At 70.9% G+C, this 18,104-nt stretch carries 13 protein-coding genes, 1 tRNA gene, 1 pseudogene and 1 riboswitch; of the genes and pseudogenes, 3 read left to right on the forward strand and 12 right to left on the reverse strand.

Annotation, left to right across the window (positions count from 1 at the left end; translation table 11 throughout):
- Positions 1-44: 44 nt before the first annotated feature.
- Positions 45-127 (reverse strand) — tRNA-Leu (locus B0675_RS05940).
- Positions 128-542: 415 nt separating this feature from the next.
- Here B0675_RS05940 and B0675_RS05945 point away from each other — a divergent pair.
- Together B0675_RS05945 and B0675_RS05950 are read left to right on the forward strand one after the other, a co-directional pair.
- Positions 543-1,313, forward strand: a complete 771-nt coding sequence (locus B0675_RS05945) for an ABC transporter ATP-binding protein (RefSeq protein ID WP_081217694.1) — start codon at positions 543-545, stop codon at positions 1,311-1,313.
- Positions 1,314-1,448: 135 nt separating this feature from the next.
- The gene (locus tag B0675_RS05950; protein ID WP_081217695.1) at positions 1,449-3,977 is read left to right on the forward strand and encodes an FtsX-like permease family protein; all 2,529 of its coding nucleotides are present in this window, start codon (positions 1,449-1,451) and stop codon (positions 3,975-3,977) included.
- 96 nt (positions 3,978-4,073) lie between these two features.
- On the opposite strand, the gene B0675_RS05955 is transcribed toward B0675_RS05950, so the two are convergent.
- The 9 genes and pseudogenes from B0675_RS05955 to B0675_RS05995 form a co-directional block, all read right to left on the reverse strand.
- On the reverse strand, positions 4,074-5,363 hold the full coding sequence (locus tag B0675_RS05955) for a cyclopropane-fatty-acyl-phospholipid synthase family protein (RefSeq protein ID WP_081221616.1): 1,290 nt from the start codon (positions 5,361-5,363) through the stop codon (positions 4,074-4,076).
- A 252-nt stretch (positions 5,364-5,615) separates the two neighbouring features.
- Positions 5,616-7,010 (reverse strand): NAD(P)/FAD-dependent oxidoreductase, encoded by a 1,395-nt coding sequence (locus B0675_RS05960; protein ID WP_081217696.1) that lies wholly within the window; start codon positions 7,008-7,010, stop codon positions 5,616-5,618.
- 456 nt (positions 7,011-7,466) lie between these two features.
- On the reverse strand, positions 7,467-8,408 hold the full coding sequence (locus tag B0675_RS05965) for a Ppx/GppA phosphatase family protein (protein WP_081217697.1): 942 nt from the start codon (positions 8,406-8,408) through the stop codon (positions 7,467-7,469).
- Positions 8,405-8,965, reverse strand: coding sequence for a DUF501 domain-containing protein (locus B0675_RS05970; RefSeq protein ID WP_081217698.1), 561 nt, complete (start codon positions 8,963-8,965; stop codon positions 8,405-8,407). The genes B0675_RS05965 and B0675_RS05970 overlap by 4 nt, the downstream gene beginning before the upstream one ends.
- Before the next feature lie 40 nt (positions 8,966-9,005).
- Positions 9,006-9,482: a septum formation initiator family protein gene (locus B0675_RS05975; RefSeq protein ID WP_081217699.1), complete on the reverse strand. Its 477-nt coding sequence runs from the start codon at positions 9,480-9,482 to the stop codon at positions 9,006-9,008.
- 124 nt (positions 9,483-9,606) lie between these two features.
- Positions 9,607-10,893, reverse strand: coding sequence for a phosphopyruvate hydratase (eno, locus tag B0675_RS05980; protein WP_081217700.1), 1,287 nt, complete (start codon positions 10,891-10,893; stop codon positions 9,607-9,609).
- A 345-nt stretch (positions 10,894-11,238) separates the two neighbouring features.
- Complete coding sequence (locus B0675_RS05985) at positions 11,239-11,925, reverse strand: transglycosylase family protein (RefSeq protein ID WP_081217701.1); 687 nt, start codon at positions 11,923-11,925, stop codon at positions 11,239-11,241.
- A gap of 4 nt (positions 11,926-11,929) precedes the next feature.
- Positions 11,930-12,121: riboswitch (cyclic di-AMP (ydaO/yuaA leader) on the reverse strand.
- Between the two features lie 183 nt (positions 12,122-12,304).
- On the reverse strand, positions 12,305-13,303 hold the full coding sequence (locus B0675_RS05990; RefSeq protein ID WP_081217702.1) for a transglycosylase family protein: 999 nt from the start codon (positions 13,301-13,303) through the stop codon (positions 12,305-12,307).
- Positions 13,304-13,573: 270 nt separating this feature from the next.
- A pseudogene (locus tag B0675_RS05995) lies at positions 13,574-14,836 on the reverse strand (cytochrome P450); the annotation flags it as partial.
- A gap of 157 nt (positions 14,837-14,993) precedes the next feature.
- Between B0675_RS05995 and B0675_RS06000 the strand changes: the two are divergent.
- Positions 14,994-16,199, forward strand: coding sequence for a globin domain-containing protein (locus B0675_RS06000; RefSeq protein WP_081217703.1), 1,206 nt, complete (start codon positions 14,994-14,996; stop codon positions 16,197-16,199).
- Positions 16,200-16,221: 22 nt separating this feature from the next.
- Here the strand turns inward: B0675_RS06000 and B0675_RS06005 are convergent, their stop codons facing one another.
- The gene (locus B0675_RS06005) at positions 16,222-17,280 is read right to left on the reverse strand and encodes a nucleoside triphosphate pyrophosphohydrolase (protein ID WP_081217704.1); all 1,059 of its coding nucleotides are present in this window, start codon (positions 17,278-17,280) and stop codon (positions 16,222-16,224) included.
- A gap of 82 nt (positions 17,281-17,362) precedes the next feature.
- Positions 17,363-18,022, reverse strand: a complete 660-nt coding sequence (locus B0675_RS06010; RefSeq protein ID WP_081217705.1) for a SurA N-terminal domain-containing protein — start codon at positions 18,020-18,022, stop codon at positions 17,363-17,365.
- Positions 18,023-18,104: the final 82 nt, after the last annotated feature.

Below are 18,104 nucleotides of genomic sequence, written 5' to 3' on the forward strand. Positions count from 1 at the left end.
CCGGCACGGGGAGGGGTGAGCAGGAGCGAGGGGAAGATCGGAGGTGCCCGGAGCCGGACTTGAACCGGCACGCCCGCGAGGGGCAGCGAGGTTTAAGCTCGCCGTGTCTGCATTCCACCATCCGGGCAGGCCATGAGCCCCGCGTCGAGACTCCGAGCCTATCGGGGCCCGCCCCCCGAACAGCGGCCGGGCGAACCGATGTTGTCTTATTTTATTGACGTCTGAGGGTGCATCAGCACCGGGTACGCGCCGTCAGCACTTGCCAACAGCCTTTCCGACGCACGAGGCCCCCGTATACGGAATGACGGAATTTCACCGTCCGGGCAGGGCGGGCCCCGGTGGCGCGCCCGGTGCCCCGGCGGAGCGCGACCCGGAGGACCCTCAGGGCGGACCCGTCATCCCCAGGTATGACACAACGGCTCGCGGTGCGACCGGAGTCTGCCCCCGGAACCGGAACAGCGGCTGACTCCGGGGCGCGGATCGGGACGGACGATGGAATCCGTCCCTCGCACATCTCGTCGTCCCGACAGGAGCACCCTCCCGTGACCACCACTCCCCTCGCCGGCACAAGCACCGCGGTCGCAGCCCGCGCCACGGAACTGTCGAAGGTCTACGGGCAGGGCGAGACCCAGGTGGTCGCCCTCGACCAGGTCTCCGTCAGCTTCCGCCAGGCCGAGTTCACCGCGATCATGGGCCCCTCCGGCTCGGGCAAGTCCACGCTGATGCACTGCGTGGCCGGCCTGGACACCTTCTCCTCGGGCTCGGTGCGCATCGGCGACACCGAACTCGGCTCCCTCAAGGACAAGCAGCTCACGAGGCTGCGCCGGGACAAGATCGGCTTCATCTTCCAGGCGTTCAACCTGCTGCCCACGCTGACCGCCCTGGAGAACATCACGCTCCCGATGGACATCGCGGGCCGCAAGCCCGACAAGCAGTGGCTGGACACGGTGATCCGGATGATCGGCCTCGCCGACCGGCTGGGCCACCGCCCGTCGCAGCTCTCCGGCGGCCAGCAGCAGCGCGTCGCGGTGGCCCGCGCCCTCGCCTCCCGGCCCGACATCATCTTCGGCGACGAACCGACCGGAAACCTCGACTCGCGCTCCGGCGCCGAGGTCCTCGGCTTCCTGCGCAACTCCGTGCGGGAGTTGGGACAGACCGTGGTGATGGTGACCCACGACCCGGTGGCCGCCGCCTACGCGGACCGGGTCGTCTTCCTCGCCGACGGCCGGATCGTCGACGAGGTGTACGAGCCGACCGCCGACTCCGTCCTCGACCGTATGAAGCAGTTCGACGGCAAGGTCCGCACGAGCTGACCCCGGCCGGACGGCCCACCTCCGCACGGGCCCCGGCACCCCGCTCCTTCCTCGGCGGCCCGCACCGTTCCGCACCCTGCCGCGCCCGCCCGCGGCTTCCCGCGCCCTCCTGCGACTCCTGGACTGAGAAGACCCATGTTCCGTACCGCCTTGCGCACCGTGCTCGCGCACAAGGCCAGGCTCCTGATGACCGTGCTCGCCGTCCTGCTCGGCGTGGCGTTCGTGTCGGGGACCCTGGTCTTCACCAACACCATCTCGGACGCCTACCAGAAGAGCTCCGCCAAGGGCTTCGACCAGGTCGACGTCGCCATCCGCCCGGAGAGCGCCGAGGACAGGGGAGACACCGTCGGCGCGACCCACAAGCTGACCCGCCCGCTGCTCGACAAGGCGGCCCGGACACCGGGCGCCGCCTCCGCCATCGGCGTGGTCGACGGCTTCACCGCGATCGCCGACAAGGACGGCAAGCTCATCGGCGGCGGATTCCAGTCGCAGGGCGGCAACTACTGGGGCGACAAGGACCCCCGCTACCCGCTGACGGCCGGTCACGCCCCGCACGGCACCGGCGAGGTGGCGATCGACGCCGAGACCGCGCGGCGCGCCGGGTACCACGTCGGCGACACCGTCCGGCTGTCGGTCGACGGTCCCGTCCTCGAACCCGTCGTCACCGGCATCTTCACCACCGACGACGGCAACGTCGCCGCGGGCGGCAGCCTCGCGCTGTTCGACACGGAGACCGCCCAGAAGCTGTTCCACTCCGTCGGCTCGTACGACGAGATAGACGTGAAGGCCGCCGCCGGCACCAGCCAGACGGCGCTGCGCAGCGCGCTCGACGAGGTCGTGCCCGCGAAGGTCGCCTCCACGACCACCGGCCGGCAACTCGCCGACGACCAGGCCGAGATGATCTCCTCGTCGATGAGCGGCATGAAGACCGGCCTGCTGGTCTTCGCCGGGATCGCGCTCTTCGTCGGCACGTTCATCATCGCGAACACCTTCACCATGCTGGTCGCGCAGCGCACCAAGGAGCTGGCCCTGCTGCGCGCGGTCGGCGCCTCCCGCCGCCAGGTCACCCGGTCCGTGCTGCTCGAGGCCTTCGTGGTCGGCGCGGTCGCCGCGGTCACCGGACTCGCCGCGGGCATCGGCATCGGCGCGGGCATGCGCTCCCTGATGGGCACGCTCGGCGCCACCGTCCCGGACGGCCCGCTCGTCGTGTCCCCCGGCACGGTCGCCACCGCGCTGCTCGTCGGCGTCCTCATCACGATGCTCGCCGCCTGGCTGCCCGGCCGCCGGGCCGCGAAGATCCCGCCCGTCGCCGCGATGAGCAGCGTGCACGCGAAGGCGACGACGAAGTCCCTGGTGCTGCGGAACACGATCGGCGCCCTGTTCGCCGCCGCCGGTGTCGCCGTCGTCCTGGCCGCGACGACGATGGACGGCTCGGACGGCCAGGCCCCGATGGGCTTCGGCGCGGTCCTGCTCATCATCGGCGTCTTCGTCCTCACCCCGCTGCTGTCCCGCCCGCTCATCGCCGCGGCGGCCCCCGTCCTGCGGATCTTCGGCATCTCGGGGAAGCTCGCCCGGCAGAACTCGGTGCGCAACCCGCGCCGTACGGCGGCCACCGCCTCGGCGCTGATGATCGGCCTCACCCTGATCACCGGCATGACGGTGATGGCGGGCAGTCTGCAGAAGTCGATCGACAAGATGGCCAGTTCGGCGGTCAGCGCGGACTACGTCGTCTCGATGGCGAACGGCAACTCGCTCTCCCCGGACGTCGAGAAGAAGCTCGCCGGGGCCGACGGGGTCACCGACGTCAGCCCGCTGCGCAACGCGCCCTCCCGCATCGACCGGCAGACCGAGTACCTGACCGGAGTCAACGGCGCGGCCATCGGCAAGCTCACCGATCTCACCGTCGAGGACGGCTCGTTCACGGTCGGCGGCCCGCGTGTGGTGGTCGACGCGGACACCGCCGCGTCGCACGGGTGGAAGGCGGGCTCCGCCTTCCACGTCTCCTACGAGGACGGGAAGCGGCAGAACCTGACCGTAGCCGGGGTCTACGAGGGCAACGAGCTGATCCGGGGCATCATCCTGGACAAAGCCACGCTCGCCCCGCACCAGAGCCGCGTCTCCGACATGCAGGTCATGGTGAAGACGGCGGGCGGCGCCTCGGACGCGGCCAAGAACCGCCTGGAGAAGGCCCTCGGCGACAACCCGGCGATCCAGGTCCAGAGCAAGAAGGACCTCTCCGACAGCATCGCCAAGATGTTCACGCTGATGCTCAACATGCTCTACGGACTGCTCGCGATGGCCGTGATCGTCGCCGTCCTCGGCGTCATCAACACCCTCGCGATGTCGGTCTTCGAGCGCTCGCAGGAGATCGGGATGCTCCGCGCGATCGGCCTGGACCGCAAGGGCATCAAGCGGATGGTCCGGCTGGAGTCCCTGGTCATCTCGCTCTTCGGCGGTGTCCTCGGGATCGGTCTCGGCGTGTTCTTCGGCTGGGCGGCCGGGGAGCTGATCGGCAGCAAGATGCCGACGTACGAACTGGTGCTGCCCTGGGGCCGGATGGCGGTCTTCCTCCTCCTCGCGGCGGCGGTCGGCGTGCTCGCGGCGCTGTGGCCGGCCCGCCGCGCGGCCCGCCTGAACATGCTGACGGCCATCAAGTCGGAGTAGCGGGCCCGGACGCACGAAGGGTGAGGGCCCCGTTCCGGCACGGGACGGGGCCCTCACCCTTGGGCACCGCGGGATGCTGCCCGGCCGTCCCCGGGGTCAGTTCCAGGTTCTCGCCCGCAGCGGCATCCCGGACGCTCCGGTTCCCTCCGGTGTCTTCACCGCCAGGACCTGGTTGACGCCGATGTTGTTGCGCTCGAAGGCCAGGGCACTGGCCGCCATGTACAGGCGCCAGACCCGGGCGCGGCCGGGGCTCGTGAGGTGGACGGCACGGGTCCAGTCGGCCTCCAGGTTGGCGACCCAGCGGCGCAGCGTGAGCGCGTAGTGCTCACGGATGGACTCCACGTCGCGCACCTCGAACCCGGCCCGCTCCAGCTGGGTCACGGTCGTGCCGACGGGCGCGAGTTCGCCGTCGGGGAAGACGTAGGCGTCGATGAACTCGTCGACGGCGTACGCCGACTCGTCGTGCCGGGGCCGCCGGCCGATCTGGTGGTTCAGAAGCCGTCCGCCGGGTCTGAGCAGGCGGTTCAGCACCTCGGCGTACTCCAGGTAGCGCTCGGCGCCCACGTGTTCGGCCATCCCGATGGAGGAGATCGCGTCGAAGGGCCCGTCGGTGACGTCCCGGTAGTCCTGCACGCGGATCTCCACCTTGTCGGTCAGGCCCTCCTCGGCGACCCGCTTACGGGCGTAGGCGGCCTGCTCCTGGGACAGCGTCACCCCGACCACGGTCACGCCGTACTCGCGGGCGGCGTGAATGGCCATCGAGCCCCAGCCGCAGCCGACGTCGAGGAGCCGCTGACCGGGCTTCAGGTCGAGCTTGCGGGCGATGAGGCCGAGCTTGTCGCGCTGGGCCCCCTCCAGGGTGCCGCCGTCCTGCCAGTAGGCGCACGAGTAGACCATCGAGGGGCCGAGGACGATCTCGTAGAAGTCGTTGCCCACGTCGTAGTGGTGGCTGATGGCGCGTCTGTCGCTGCGCTTGGTGTGCAGGTGGCGGCGTCTGCGCATCTCCTCCGCGGGCGGCGGGGGCGGCAGCGGCGGCCCGGCCAGCTTCACCAGCCCGCGGACCGCGGCGCGCACCTCCGGGTCACGGAGAGCCTCCCCGAGCCCCCGTGCGTCCTCGCCCCGTTCCCAGACCAGCCCGGACAGGTGGCCGAGGGCGGTGTAGAGGTCGCCCTCCACGTCCAGGTCGCCGGAGACCCAGGCCCGCGCGAGGCCCAGCTCGCCCGGCTTCCACAGCAGCCGGCGCAGGGCCCGGCGGTTGCGCACGACGAGTGCCGGAGCGCCGGGCGGCCCGGCCTCGGAGCCGTCCCAGGCACGGATGCGCAGCGGGAGCGGAGCTCCCATCAACTGTTCGACAAGGCTCTTCAGCCGCGGCGCGGCGTCCTGCATGACGTACACCTCCGAGACAACACTCCCGAACGCTCCAACACCACGTAAACACCTACCCGCCCCTCGCGCAGTCCCCTCCTCGCGTCACGGCTTGGCAAAATACGTGTACACACCATGCTTTCTGTGCCGGTTCGCCCCGGCTGTCCGCCCGGCGGGCGGTCCGTGCGCGGGAACGCCGAAGGGGCCGCCCGCACCACGGATGGCGGGCGGCCCCTTCGGGGCGTTCGGTGACCGGAGGTCAGCGGACCTCGGTCAGGAGGCCTTGGCCTTCTCCTCGGACTTGGCGGCGGGCGCCGGGGCCGCGGCGGCCGGAGCCGGCTTGGCAGCCTCGTAGAACTCCTCGCGCGGTGTCTCCATGGCGCCGAGCGAGACCACCTCGCGCTTGAGGAACATGGCGAGCGTCCAGTCCGCGAAGACGCGGATCTTGCGGTTCCAGGTCGGCATGGCCAGACCGTGGTAGCCACGGTGCATGTACCAGGCGAGACGGCCCTTGAGCTTGATCTTCATCTTGCCCATGACGATCATCGCGACGCCCTTGTGGAGGCCGAGACCGGCCACCGCACCCTTGTTGGAGTGCGCGTACTCCTTCTGCGGGAAGCCCCGCATACCGGAGACCACGTTGTCGCCGAGCACCTTGGCCTGACGCAGCGCGTGCTGGGCGTTCGGCGGGCACCAGGCGTTCTCGACGCCGGCCTTGCGGGCGGCCATGTCCGGCACCTGGGCGTTGTCGCCCGCGGCCCAGATGTAGTCCGTGCCCTGCACCTGGAGGGTGGTCTGCGTGTCCACGTGACCGCGCGGGCCCAGCGGCAGACCGAAGCGGGAGAGAACGGGGTTCGGCTTGACGCCGGCCGTCCACACGATGGTGTTGGAGTCGACCTCGAGGCCGTTCTTCAGCACCACGTGACCGTCGACGCAGGAGTCCATGGAGGTGGAGAGGTAGATCTCCACACCGCGGCTCTCCAGGTGCTCCTTGCCGTACTGACCGAGCTTCGGACCGACCTCGGGGAGGATCTTGTCCGCGGCGTCGACGAGGATGAAGCGCATGTCCTCGCGGGACACGCTGCTGTAGTACTTGGCCGCGTCGCGGGCCATGTCCTCGACCTCGCCGATGGTCTCGGCGCCGGCGAATCCGCCGCCCACGAAGACGAAGGTCAGCGCCTTGCGGCGGACGTCCTCGTCCGTGGTGGAGTCAGCCTTGTCGAGCTGCTCGAGGACGTGGTTGCGCAGGCCGATGGCCTCCTCGATGCCCTTCATGCCGATGCCCTGCTCGGCGAGGCCGGGGATCGGGAAGGTGCGGGAGACCGCGCCCATCGCGATGACGAGGTAGTCGAAAGGCAGCTCGTACGCCTCGCCCACGAGGGGGGCGATCGTGGCTACCTTGCGGTCCTGGTCGATGGTGGTGACCCGGCCGGTGAGGACCTCCGCCTTCGGCAGCACGCGTCGCAGCGGGACGACGACGTGCCGAGGGGAGATGCTGCCGGCGGCGGCTTCGGGGAGGAAGGGCTGGTAGGTCATGTACGACCGGGGGTCGACGACCGTGACGGTCGCCTCTCCGTAGCGCATCTTCTTGAGAATGCGCCGAGCTGCGTACAGGCCTACGTACCCACCGCCTACTACGAGGATCCTGGGACGCTCCGTGGTGCTCATGCCATCGAGTATCCACCCGCTCATGGGGGGTCGCTCGTGCGCCCCTTCACAAGCTTGGGCAGGTGCTCTGCTACACTGCGCGGCCCGCATGATCGAGGTCATGGTCCGCGAGGGCGGCACGCGTACGGTTCGTACCCTTGTCAACACCGCGTGAGCTGCACTCCGACCCGTTCGGCCCAGTAGTGAACTCCCCTGTTTCACCGACCGGAAACGCGCCCGCAACACGCCGTTGAACCTTCTCCGGAGGCGACCGGACCCCGCTCGGAGGCCCAAGCGGCCCCTTCCACGCCCAGCAGGGGTTTTTTCCTTGTGAAGAACTTCACGAACTTTCTCGGCGAGGTGCATCCGAGGGGCTCCCCCGACCCCCTCGGACCCGCTCATACGCTAGCCGACCTGCTCAGCCGAGGCTACTGATCGGTAGCAAAGGAGACCCGGGCCACCTCCCGGACGACCGGCCTAGGCCACCGACCAGGCGATGCCGTCGAGGATGTCGTGCTCGCTCACGACGACCTCCCGGGCGCCGGTGCGCTCCATGATCGACAGGAGCACCAGGGCGCCCGCGCCGATCACGTCGACACGCCCCGGATGCATGGAGGGGACCGCCGCGCGCTCGGCGTGGGTGGAGCGCAGCAGCCACTCGGTGATCTCGCGGACCCGCTCGACGGGGATCCGCGAGTGGTGGATGGCCGCGGGATCGTAGGCGGGCAGCTCCTGGGCGATCGCCGAGACCGTGGTGACCGAGCCCGCCAGGCCGACGAGCGTGCGTGCCTCGCGCAGCGGGACGGTCTCGGCGGCGAGGTCCAGGGCCGCCTCGATGTCGGCGCGCATGGCCGCGACCTGCTCGGCGCTGGGCGGGTCGGTGACGCCGCCGTCGTGCACGAGGTGCCGCTCCGTCATCCGCACGCAGCCGACGTCCACGGAGCGTGCCGCGCGGACCGTGTCGGCGCCGACCACGAACTCCGTCGAGCCGCCGCCGATGTCCACCACGAGGTACGGCTTGGCCAGGTCGTCGCTGCCCTTCAGCTCCAGGGTCGCGCCGGTGAAGGAGAACTCCGCCTCCTGGTCGCCGCTGATGACCTCGGGTTCGACGCCGAGGATGTCGAGGACGCCGCGCACGAAGTCGTCGCGGTTCTCGGCGTCCCGGGAGGCGGAGGTGGCCACGAAGCGGAGCCGCTCGGCGCCGTGCTCCTTGATGACGGCCGCGTACTCGCGGCACGCGGCGAACGTCCGCTCCAGCGCCTCCGGGGCGAGCCGTCCCGTCCGGTCGACGCCCTGGCCGAGCCGGACGATGGTCATCCGGCGGTCCAGGTCGACGAGTTCCCCGGTCTCCGGGTCCGCGTCGGCGACCAGCAGGCGGATCGAGTTCGTACCGCAGTCGATCGCGGCGACGCGGGTCACCGGCCGGCCTCGTCGACGGGCTGCGCGGGCTCGGCGGCCTCGCCGGGGACCGTCACGCACGCTCCCTTGCGCCACCACTCCGGCAGCATCGCGATGGTCTCGTCGCCGAGCGGGTTGACGCCCGGTCCCGCGGCCAGCGAGTGGGCGACGAGGACGTGCAGGCACTTGACCCGGTCCGGCATGCCGCCGGCGCTCGGGAAGCCCGCCAGGACCTCGATGGCGTCACGGCGCGCGATGTAGTCCTCGTGGGCGGCGCGGTAGGCGGCGGCCAGCTCCGGATCGGTCGCCAGCCGGTCCGTCATCTCCTTCATGACCCCGTTGGCCTCCAGGGTCCCGATCGCGGACGCCGCCCGGGGGCACGTCAGGTAGTACGTGGTCGGGAAGGGGGTGCCGTCGGGGAGGCGGGGCGCCGTCTCCACCACGTCGGGCTGACCGCACGGGCAGCGGTGCGCGATCGCGCGCAGTCCGCGCGGCGGCCGGCCGAGCTGCTGCTTGAAGGCCTCGACGTCGGCGTCGGTGGGCTCGGTGCGCGGGGTGGTCGGCGGTGGCGTTTCCATGCCGTGAGTCACGTGTCTTTCTGGTCAGTTCAGGGGTTCGTCACTGGTCGGCGGCGTCGGACTTGTCCACGCCGTCCCAGACGTTGGTGTACCAGGGGCGGTCGGCGGCACCCTGGCCGGCGCGGGCCTGCTTCGCCGCGTCCGGGTCGACCACGATGTAGCCGTTCTCGCCCGGCATGACGTAGTGCAGCCGCTGCCGGATCTGCTGCTCGGCGTACGCGTCGTCCTGCCAGCGCGCCTTCAGGTCGCGCAGTTGCTCGACCCGCTGACGGGCCTGCTCCTGACGGTGCTCCAGGTCGGCGACCTCGGCACGCTGGGAGACGTACTGCCGCATGGGGTAGGCGAGCGCGACGATCAGGGAGCACAGGACGAGAGCGAGGAGCGCGGCCCGGCCGGTGAGCCGGGAACGGCGGGCCTGCCGTTTGGTCTGGGAGCGGTAGACCCGGGCCGCCGTCTGCTCGCCGAGCAGCTTCAGCCTGGTCGAGGTGGAGAACCGGTCCCGGTCCTTCACGGCCATGAGTCCCGCCTCCCCAGTACCGGCCCACCGTGGTGCGGGCCCGTCACGTGCGTACGTCCCCGCACACGGTACGGGACCGAGTACGGGGACGTACGTACGACGCTTCCTAAGGAGCGGGTGGTGCTCAGCCCTTGAAGCGGGGGAAGGCGCTGCGGCCGGCGTACACCGCGGCGTCGTCGAGGATCTCCTCGATGCGCAGCAGCTGGTTGTACTTGGCGACACGGTCCGAGCGGGCCGGGGCGCCGGTCTTGATCTGGCCGCAGTTCACGGCGACCGCGAGGTCGGCGATGGTGACGTCCTCGGTCTCGCCGGAGCGGTGGGACATCATGCACTTGAAGCCGTTGCGCTGGGCCAGCTCGACGGCGTCCAGCGTCTCGGTCAGCGAGCCGATCTGGTTGACCTTGACGAGCAGGGCGTTGGCGGAGCCCTCCTCGATGCCGCGGGCCAGACGCTCCGGGTTGGTGACGAAGAGGTCGTCGCCGACGATCTGGACCTTGTCGCCCAGCCGGTCGGTGATGACCTTCCAGCCGGCCCAGTCGTCCTCGTACAGCGGGTCCTCGATGGAGACGAGCGGGTACGCGGAGACGAGCTCCTCGTAGTACTCGGTCATCTCGGCGGCCGAGCGGGACTTGCCCTCGAACTCGTACTTGCCGTCCTTGTAGAACTCGGACGCGGCGACGTCGAGCGCGAGGCCGATCTGCTCACCGGGGATGTAACCGGCCTGCTTGATGGCCTCGACGATGAGGTCGAGGGCGGCGCGGTTGGACTCCAGGTTCGGGGCGAAGCCGCCCTCGTCGCCGAGGCCGGTCGACAGGCCCTTGGTCTTCAGCACCTTCTTGAGCGTGTGGTAGACCTCGGCGCCCCAGCGCAGGGCCTCGGAGAAGGACTCCGCGCCGATCGGGGCGATCATGAACTCCTGGATGTCCACGTTCGAGTCGGCGTGCGACCCGCCGTTCAGGATGTTCATCATCGGAACGGGCAGCAGGTGCGCGTTCGGGCCGCCCAGGTAGCGGAACAGCGGCAGGTCGGACGCCTCGGAGGCGGCGTGCGCGACGGCGAGCGAGACGCCGAGGATCGCGTTGGCGCCGAGCGAGCCCTTGTTGTCGGTGGCGTCCAGGTCGAACATCGCCTGGTCGATCAGGCGCTGCTCGGTGGCGTCGTAGCCGACGAGCTCCGGGCCGATCTGCTCGATGACGGCGAGGACGGCCTTCTCGACACCCTTGCCCTGGTAACGGTTGGGGTCACCGTCACGGAGCTCGATGGCCTCGAAGGCACCGGTGGAGGCGCCGGACGGAACGGCGGCACGACCCGTGCTGCCGTCGTCGAGGCCGACCTCGACCTCGACCGTGGGGTTGCCTCGGGAGTCCAGGATTTCCCGGGCTACGACGACGTCGATGGACGGCACGAGCATCTCCTTCTGGGATGTGACGCGAATACGCAGGGCTTGGCTAGTCCTGCGGGACGAGCCTAACCGGCCCGGAGGGATCGGCCAGCCGATCGACCACCCCTTGGGCAGAACTCCGGGTACATATTGTTCCCGATCGGAACAAAAACGAGATGAAAAACCCCGCTCCGGCGCGTACGGGGGAACACGCGCCGGAGCGGGGAGCCCGTGGGGACGGGAACCCTCGGTGGGGATCAGGCCCGGGGTCCGGGCCCGCGAGGGGGCTGTCGTTCAGCCGGGCGGAGCCGCCGGGCCGGGGAGGTGGTCGCCGTCCGCCGAGGGCGACCACGTCCGGCCGGTGTGCGGCCTCGCTCAGTGCAGGTGGAGCTGCTGGCCCGGGAAGATGAAGTCGGCGTCGTCCACGATGTCGTGGTTCAGCTTGAACAGCTTCTGCCAGCCGCCCTTGACGTGGTGCTTCTGGGCGATCGAGCTGAGGGTGTCACCCTTGACGACCTTGTACTCGCCGTCACCCTTCTCGACCTTCTTGCCGGTCGGGGTGGTGACGGTCTTCTTGGCGGCCGGGCGCTCCTGCGAACGGGAGGCGGGCTGCTCGGACGTGCGGTCCTGCGGGCTGCCGGCCGACGAGGAGCCGGAGGAGGTCGACGGCGCCGCGGGGGTGGAGCTGCCACCGCTCGACAGGCCGGTGCCGCAGGTCGGCCAGGCACCCTTGCCCTGCGCGGCGAGGACCTTCTCGCCGACGGCGATCTGCTGCGACTTCGAGGCCTGGTCGGCGGTGGAGGCGTAGGCGGTGCCGCCGTACGCGGCCCAGGTGGAGGACGAGAACTGCAGGCCGCCGTAGTAGCCGTTGCCGGTGTTGATCGACCAGTTGCCGCCGGACTCGCACTGGGCGACGGCGTCCCACTCGGAGCCGGTCGCGGCGGAGGCGTTGCCCGCGGCCATCAGCGGTGCGGCGATGGCGACACCGGTGACACCGGCGAGCGTGGCGACACGGGTGGCCTTGTTCGGGCGGCGGTGCTTGCCCTTGCTGGAAAACAGCATCGAGTGATCCCCTCACCGACGCCTGCGAGGTGAGCTGTCGGGTTCGGGCCGGTTGAGTTGCCCGGCCGCACGTCCCCGGTCCCGTCTCGGAACCACGGCGCGCGGCTTTACCCCAAGCCGTCCCCGGGCGTCTCTCAACTCCCGGTCGCGGCACTTACCTTGGGTCCCCCGCTCCTGCCTACGGCGCTTGACGCGACGACTGTTCCCGTACGGCCGCTGGCAGGATTCGGCGTTGCGACCGTCGGGGCCCGCTGTGGCGAGCGATCACGACCGTAAGCAGTCGATCGCCTGAATTTCAAAGACGATCAGGGCTTCTGAGACTCATGTCTCACTCGCGCCAAACCGGACATTCCACGGCGAACCGTGACGTGAACTCCCGCTACTTTTCGACCGATTCGCTATCAACAGCAAGGCTCTGACCGGGCAGGATGAGGTCCGGGTCGATGCCCACGGTCTTCTCGTTGGCGGCGTACAGGTCGGCCCATCCGCCCGTGACGTCGAGGGCGTCGGCAATCTTCCAGAGGCTGTCGCCGGAGCGCACGACATAGGTGCCGTCACCGGCGTCACGCGCGTCGTCCGAACCGCGCGAGGCGTGCCGCCCGGACGTGCCGTCGGTGCGGCTGTCGGTCGCGGCGTCCACCCCGTCCTCGTCGGCGCTGCCGCCGCGGTGCCGTCCCGCGGTGGACGCGTCAGCGGAGGGCTCCGAAGAGGCGTCGGTCCGGCCCGACTTGTCCGACTCCGACGGATCGGACGTCGAGTTGTCCGACTTGTCGGAGCTGTCCGAGTTGCCTGAGCTGTCTGCGGCCTGTGAGTCGCCGGACTTCGTGCCGCTCCCGGTCGCCTTCGGCGAGGCGGTGTCACTCGCGCCGGAGGAATCCGACGATCTGGACGATTCGGTGGAAGGGGAGGCGCTGGGCGAGGTGGACAGCCCGCTCGAACCGGAGTCGTCGGCGTCGCCCGACGCGCCGTCACCCATGCCCGTGTCGACGTCGACCCCGGCCGAGTCCTTGCTGAGGCCGGAGAGCGGTCCGCAGGTCGGCCAGGCGACGAGGCCCTGGCCGTCGAGCACCTTCTCGGCGACGGCTATCTGCTGCGAGCGGCTGGCCTGGTCGGCGCTCCGGGCGTACTCGAGACCGCCGTACCGCTCCCAGTTGTCCTGGGTGAGCTGGAGGCCGCCGTAGTACCCGTTGCCGTTGTCGGCGCTCCACGCGCCGCCGCTCTCGCACTCGGCCACCCGGTCCCAGGTGGTCCCGTCGGCCGCGCTCGCGCTCGACGCCCCGAGGAGCGGGATCGCGATGGCGGACCCGGTCACCCCTGCGGCGACGATGAGGGCCGGGGCCTGACGGGGGCGCCGGTGACGGCCGTTCCCGGAGAGCATGCGGAAGCCTTTCGCGTGACAACGGGGTAACTACGGCGCCTACGGCGAAGTGACGATCGCCGGGGCCGTATTGATGGGTGAACGTATATGGACTCGAACGCTTGTCACAAGTCGATGCAGCGCAGATCACGTGAAGATCACAGTTATGACGGCGTGTCAGTTGACGTCGCCCGTCGGGTCGGTCGACCGGGCGTCCTCCCGGCGCCCGCGGGAGTCCTGTCCCCCACCGTCACCAGGCGTTCCGGATGAACCGGTTCCGGACTGTCCGACCGGGGTGAACTCCACAGGAAGTGTCCGCAATCCACGCATAATGAGCCCGCCACGCCAGCGCAAATCGGCCGAATCTCCAGCGAGTTGGAGGTCGGGGAGCCGGGTGAGGAGGGTGGCCAGCGCGGTCTGGCCCTCCAGCCGGGCGAGCGGCGCGCCCAGGCAGTAGTGGATGCCGTGGCCGTAGCCGAGGTGCTGATTGTCACGCCGGGCGAGATCGAGGGTGTCCGGCTGTTCGAAGCGTTCGGGGTCGCGGTCCGCGGCGGCGAGGACGACGAGCACGGGGTCGCCCGCGGCGATGTCCTGGCCGCCGATCCGCACGCTCTCGGTCGCGAACCGCCAGGTGGCCAGCTCCACGGGCCCGTCGTAGCGCAGGAGTTCCTCCACCCCCGTCTCCAGCAGGTCGCTCTCCCCGGCCGCGAGGGAGGCCTGGAGGCGGGCCCGCTGCCCGGGGTGGGTCAGCAGGGCGTACAGACCGTTCCCGATCAGGTTGACCGTGGTCTCGAACCCCGCGAACAACAGGATGAAGGCCATGGCGGCGGCCTCGTTCTCCGTGAGGTGCTCACCGTGGTCGGAGGCGCGGATGAGTCCGGAGATGAGGTCCTCGCCGGGCCCGGCCTCGGCGGGCAGCGCCTCCCGCTTGCGGTGGATCAGTTCGGCGAGATACCCGCGCATCTTCTTGACCGAGCGGGCGACCCCGCCCCGCGGACCGCCGCCGTGCCGGATCATCATTCCCGCCCAGTCACGGAAGTCGTCCTGGTCCTCGCGAGGGACCCCGAGCATGTCGCAGATGGCGTAGATGGGAAGCGGGAACGCGAACTCGTGGATGAGGTCCGCCGACCCCTTCTCCGCGAACCCGTCGATGAGATCGTCCGTCAACTCCTGCACCCGCGAGGAGAACTCGGCGACGCGCCGCGGGGTGAACGCCTTGCTGACGAGCCGACGCAGCCGGGTGTGGTCCGGCGGGTCGATGTTCAGCAGATGCGTCATCAGCTCGGCCTTGCGCTCCCCCGGGATCCCCGTCCTGCCCTTGGCGTGCGCGGACCCGTCGTGGTGCGCGGGGTTCTTGGAGAGCCGCTGGTCGGCGAGGGTCTGCCGGGCGTCGGCGTACCGGGTGACGAGCCAGGCCTCCACCCCGCTGGGCAGCCGCGTCCGGTGCACCGGCGCGTGCTCCCTGAGCCAGGCGTACGCCGGGTAGGGATCGGTGGCGAACTCCCAGCTGAAGAGTTCGGGGGCGGGGCTCGCGGAGGTCTCGTGCTCGGTCACTCCCCGACGGTATCCGCCGGCGGCCGGGATGCCGGGGCGGGCCCGCGCGGCCGGGGCCACGCACGGGGGCGGGGCGCCACTCGTCCGGTTCGCCCGGGGCTGTCCGCACATCGGAAGCTGTTTGACTCGGCCGCGCGGCAGCTCCCACATTCACGCAGTGGACCCCGAAATACTCAAGTCCAGCTTCGCGGTCGTGGAGCGCCGGGCCGAGTTCGCCGTCAAGTACTTCTACGCGCACCTGTTCCGGCACCACCCGGAACTCCGCGAGCTGTTCCCGACGGACTTCCCGGAGGACATGGAGCGGCAACGGGACCGGCTGTTCGCGGCGCTCACCTTCGTCATGGACCGGCTCGAGGACCCCGAACTGCCCGACTACTTACGGGATCTCGGACGGGACCACCGCAAGTACCTGGCCCAGCCGGACCACTACGCGGCGGTGGGGTCGAGCCTGATCGCGGCGTTCGCCGCCGTCGCCGGATCCGCCTGGAGCGGAGAGACCGAGAAGGCCTGGTCCGAGGCGTACGGAGCGATCGCGAACATCATGCTCCAGGGCGCCTGGGAGGCCCAGCACCACGGCGAGCCCGGCTGGTGGGACGCGGAGGTCGTCGCCCGCACCCGGCACGGTGACGACCTCGTGGTCCTCACCCTGCGGCCACGGCAGCGCCTCACCTACTCCGCCGGGCAGTACGTCAGCGTCAGCACGCCGCATCTGCCGGGCATCTGGCGCCCCTACTCCCTCGCCAACGCACCCCGGCCCGACCGCACCGTCGACCTGCACGTCAGCCGGGTCGAGGGCGGAGTGCTCTCCACCGCCCTCGTCCGCCAGACCCGCGTGGGCGACGTCCTGCGGCTCGGCGCGCCCGGCGGCGGCCTCACCCTGCGGACCCCGGCGGACCGCCCGCTGACCCTCATCGCGGCCGGCACCGGCTGGGCGCCGGTGAAGGCCCTGCTGGAACAGCTCGAACCCGCCCACGAGGCCCGCCTGTTCCTCGTCGCCCGCGACATCGCGTACCTCTACGACCAGCCCTCCGTGGACCGTCTGCGGGCCCGGCTTCCCCGGCTCACCGTCACCCACATCACCCCCGCGCCCGGCCGCCCCAAGGCCCAGGCGACCGAACGGCTGCTGACCGCGCTCGGCAACCGGGCGGGCTGGACCCGGCACGACGTCTACCTCGCGGGGCCGCCCGACCTCGTCGAGGAGGTCGCCGACACCCTGCCCTCCCTCGGTACACCGGAGGGCCGACTCTTCCACGACCTACTGCCGCCGACCGGCGGAAACCGCCCGCTGGGGGCGGCGGAGTGGCTCCTCGACCGCCCGCGGCCGAGCTGGCACAACCCGACCGGCCGCACCCCCGGAGCCTGAACTCCCCCGCCCGTCCGGCTCCTTACTCCTCCTGCTCCGACTCCAGCTCCAGCTCCAGCTCCAGCTCCTCCTTCTGCTGCTCCACCGGAACTCCCGCCCGCTCCTCCGCGAGGATCGCGTCCCGGTAGGCGCGGGCCGCCGCCCGCAGCGCGGCCTCCGGGTCCACGCCTCCGGCCTCGGCGCGCGCCGCCAGGGCCAGCAGCTCGTACCCCACGCCCTCGCCGGCGGGCAGCGGCACGTCGAGGCCCGCCGTGCGCACCCGGGACGACAGCTTCGCGGCAAGGGCCAGACCCGGCTGGCCGAGCGGGACGCCGTCGGTGACGGAGGTGCGCCGCTTCTCCTCGGCCTTGGTGCGCAGCCAGTGCTCCTTGACCTCCTCGGGGGTCGTCGCCGTGGCGTCGCCGAAGACATGGGGGTGCCGGTGGATCAGCTTGGCGACGATGCCGCCCGCGACGTCGTCGACCGAGAAGGGCGCGTCCTCGTCCTCCTCGGCGATACGGGCGTGGAAGACGACCTGGAGCAGCACGTCGCCCAGTTCCTCGCGCAGCTCGTCCCGGTCGCCGTCCTCGATGGCCTCGACGAGTTCGTAGGCCTCTTCGATGCCGTACTTCGCCAGGCCCTCGTGGGTCTGCCGGGACGACCAGGGGCACTCGACGCGGATACGGTCCATCACCTGGACCAGGTCGAGGAGGCGGGCGCCCGGCAGGTCGTAGGAGGCGGGGAGCAGCTCCAGGTCCGGCATCCGCACCCGGCCGGAGCCGGCCAGCCGGGCCAGTCCGTCGGTGAGCCCCGGCTCGCCCTCGCCGGTGGCGACGACCACCAGGGTGCGGCCGCCCGCGCAGGCGTCGACCAGGTCCTCGGCGGTCGGGGACACCTCGTCCACACCGATGCCCGCCTCGCGCAGATACGGGATCTGGGGATGCGCGCCGTCGGCGCACAGCACCCGGTCCGCGCCGTGCAGCGCCTGCCAGGCCGGCCAGGACAGCAGGCCGGGAGCGACCCGGTGGCTGGTGGTGAGCAGGACGATACGGCCGGGGTCGGTGGCGGTGGGGCCGCCCTCGGAGCTGCTGGTTGCGTTCACCCCTCGAACGTAACCCACCCCGCCGACGGCCCCGGAGGTTGTCCACAGGTCCGCCGGGGGCCGGTGACGGCCCCCGTACGGATCACGTCGTCTGCTGGGTACCCGCCGACGTGACCTCGCGCAGCCACGGCGTCTTCGCGTCGACCCGGCTGCTCTTCTGGACGTCCCAGGCGCCGTAGCGCGGGTTCAGGTCGACGTGGAGCTGCTTCGAGGCGGTGGACATCGCCTTCCAGAAGACGGCCTTGCCGTCCGTGGTGTTCATGTCGGCGCCGAGCGCGGCGGCGAGCTTCTGCGCCTCGATCTCGGTGCGCAGGCTGTCGTCGAGTCGCTTGGGCGCGACCCCGTAGTTCTGCAGCCAGGCCGTCTCCAGGGCCTTCGAGCCGCCCGCCTGCTGTTCGAGGGCCGACCGCATCTGCTGGGAGTCCTTGCGGGTCACGGTCACCCCCTCGTTCTTCGCAGCCCGGTCGAGGACCTGGTCCAGGACCATGCCGTGCAGGGTGTCGCGGGTGAGCGTGCCGGTCTTGGCGATGGCCTGCTCGTACTGCGCCTCGTCCTTGGTGGCGGCGCGCTGCGCCGAGCGCACCTCGTTCACCCGGCTCTCCAACTGCGCGACGGTGATCCGCCGGCCTCCGACGACCGCGGCCGCGCCCGGATGCGCGTCACTGCCGCAACCGGTCAGCAGGGGGGCCGCGGCGACGATCGCGGCGGAGAGGACGAGCGCGGTGCGACGGCGGCGGTGCAAGGAAGCCTCCCGAGGAGATTGTGCGGCGGTGCACAAAGTCTTGCGGTGATCGATGGTAGGCAGTGGCTCGCCTCCCGGCCAG

Source organism: Streptomyces sp. M41(2017), from assembly GCF_002078175.1.
In the GTDB taxonomy this organism is placed as follows: domain Bacteria; phylum Actinomycetota; class Actinomycetes; order Streptomycetales; family Streptomycetaceae; genus Streptomyces.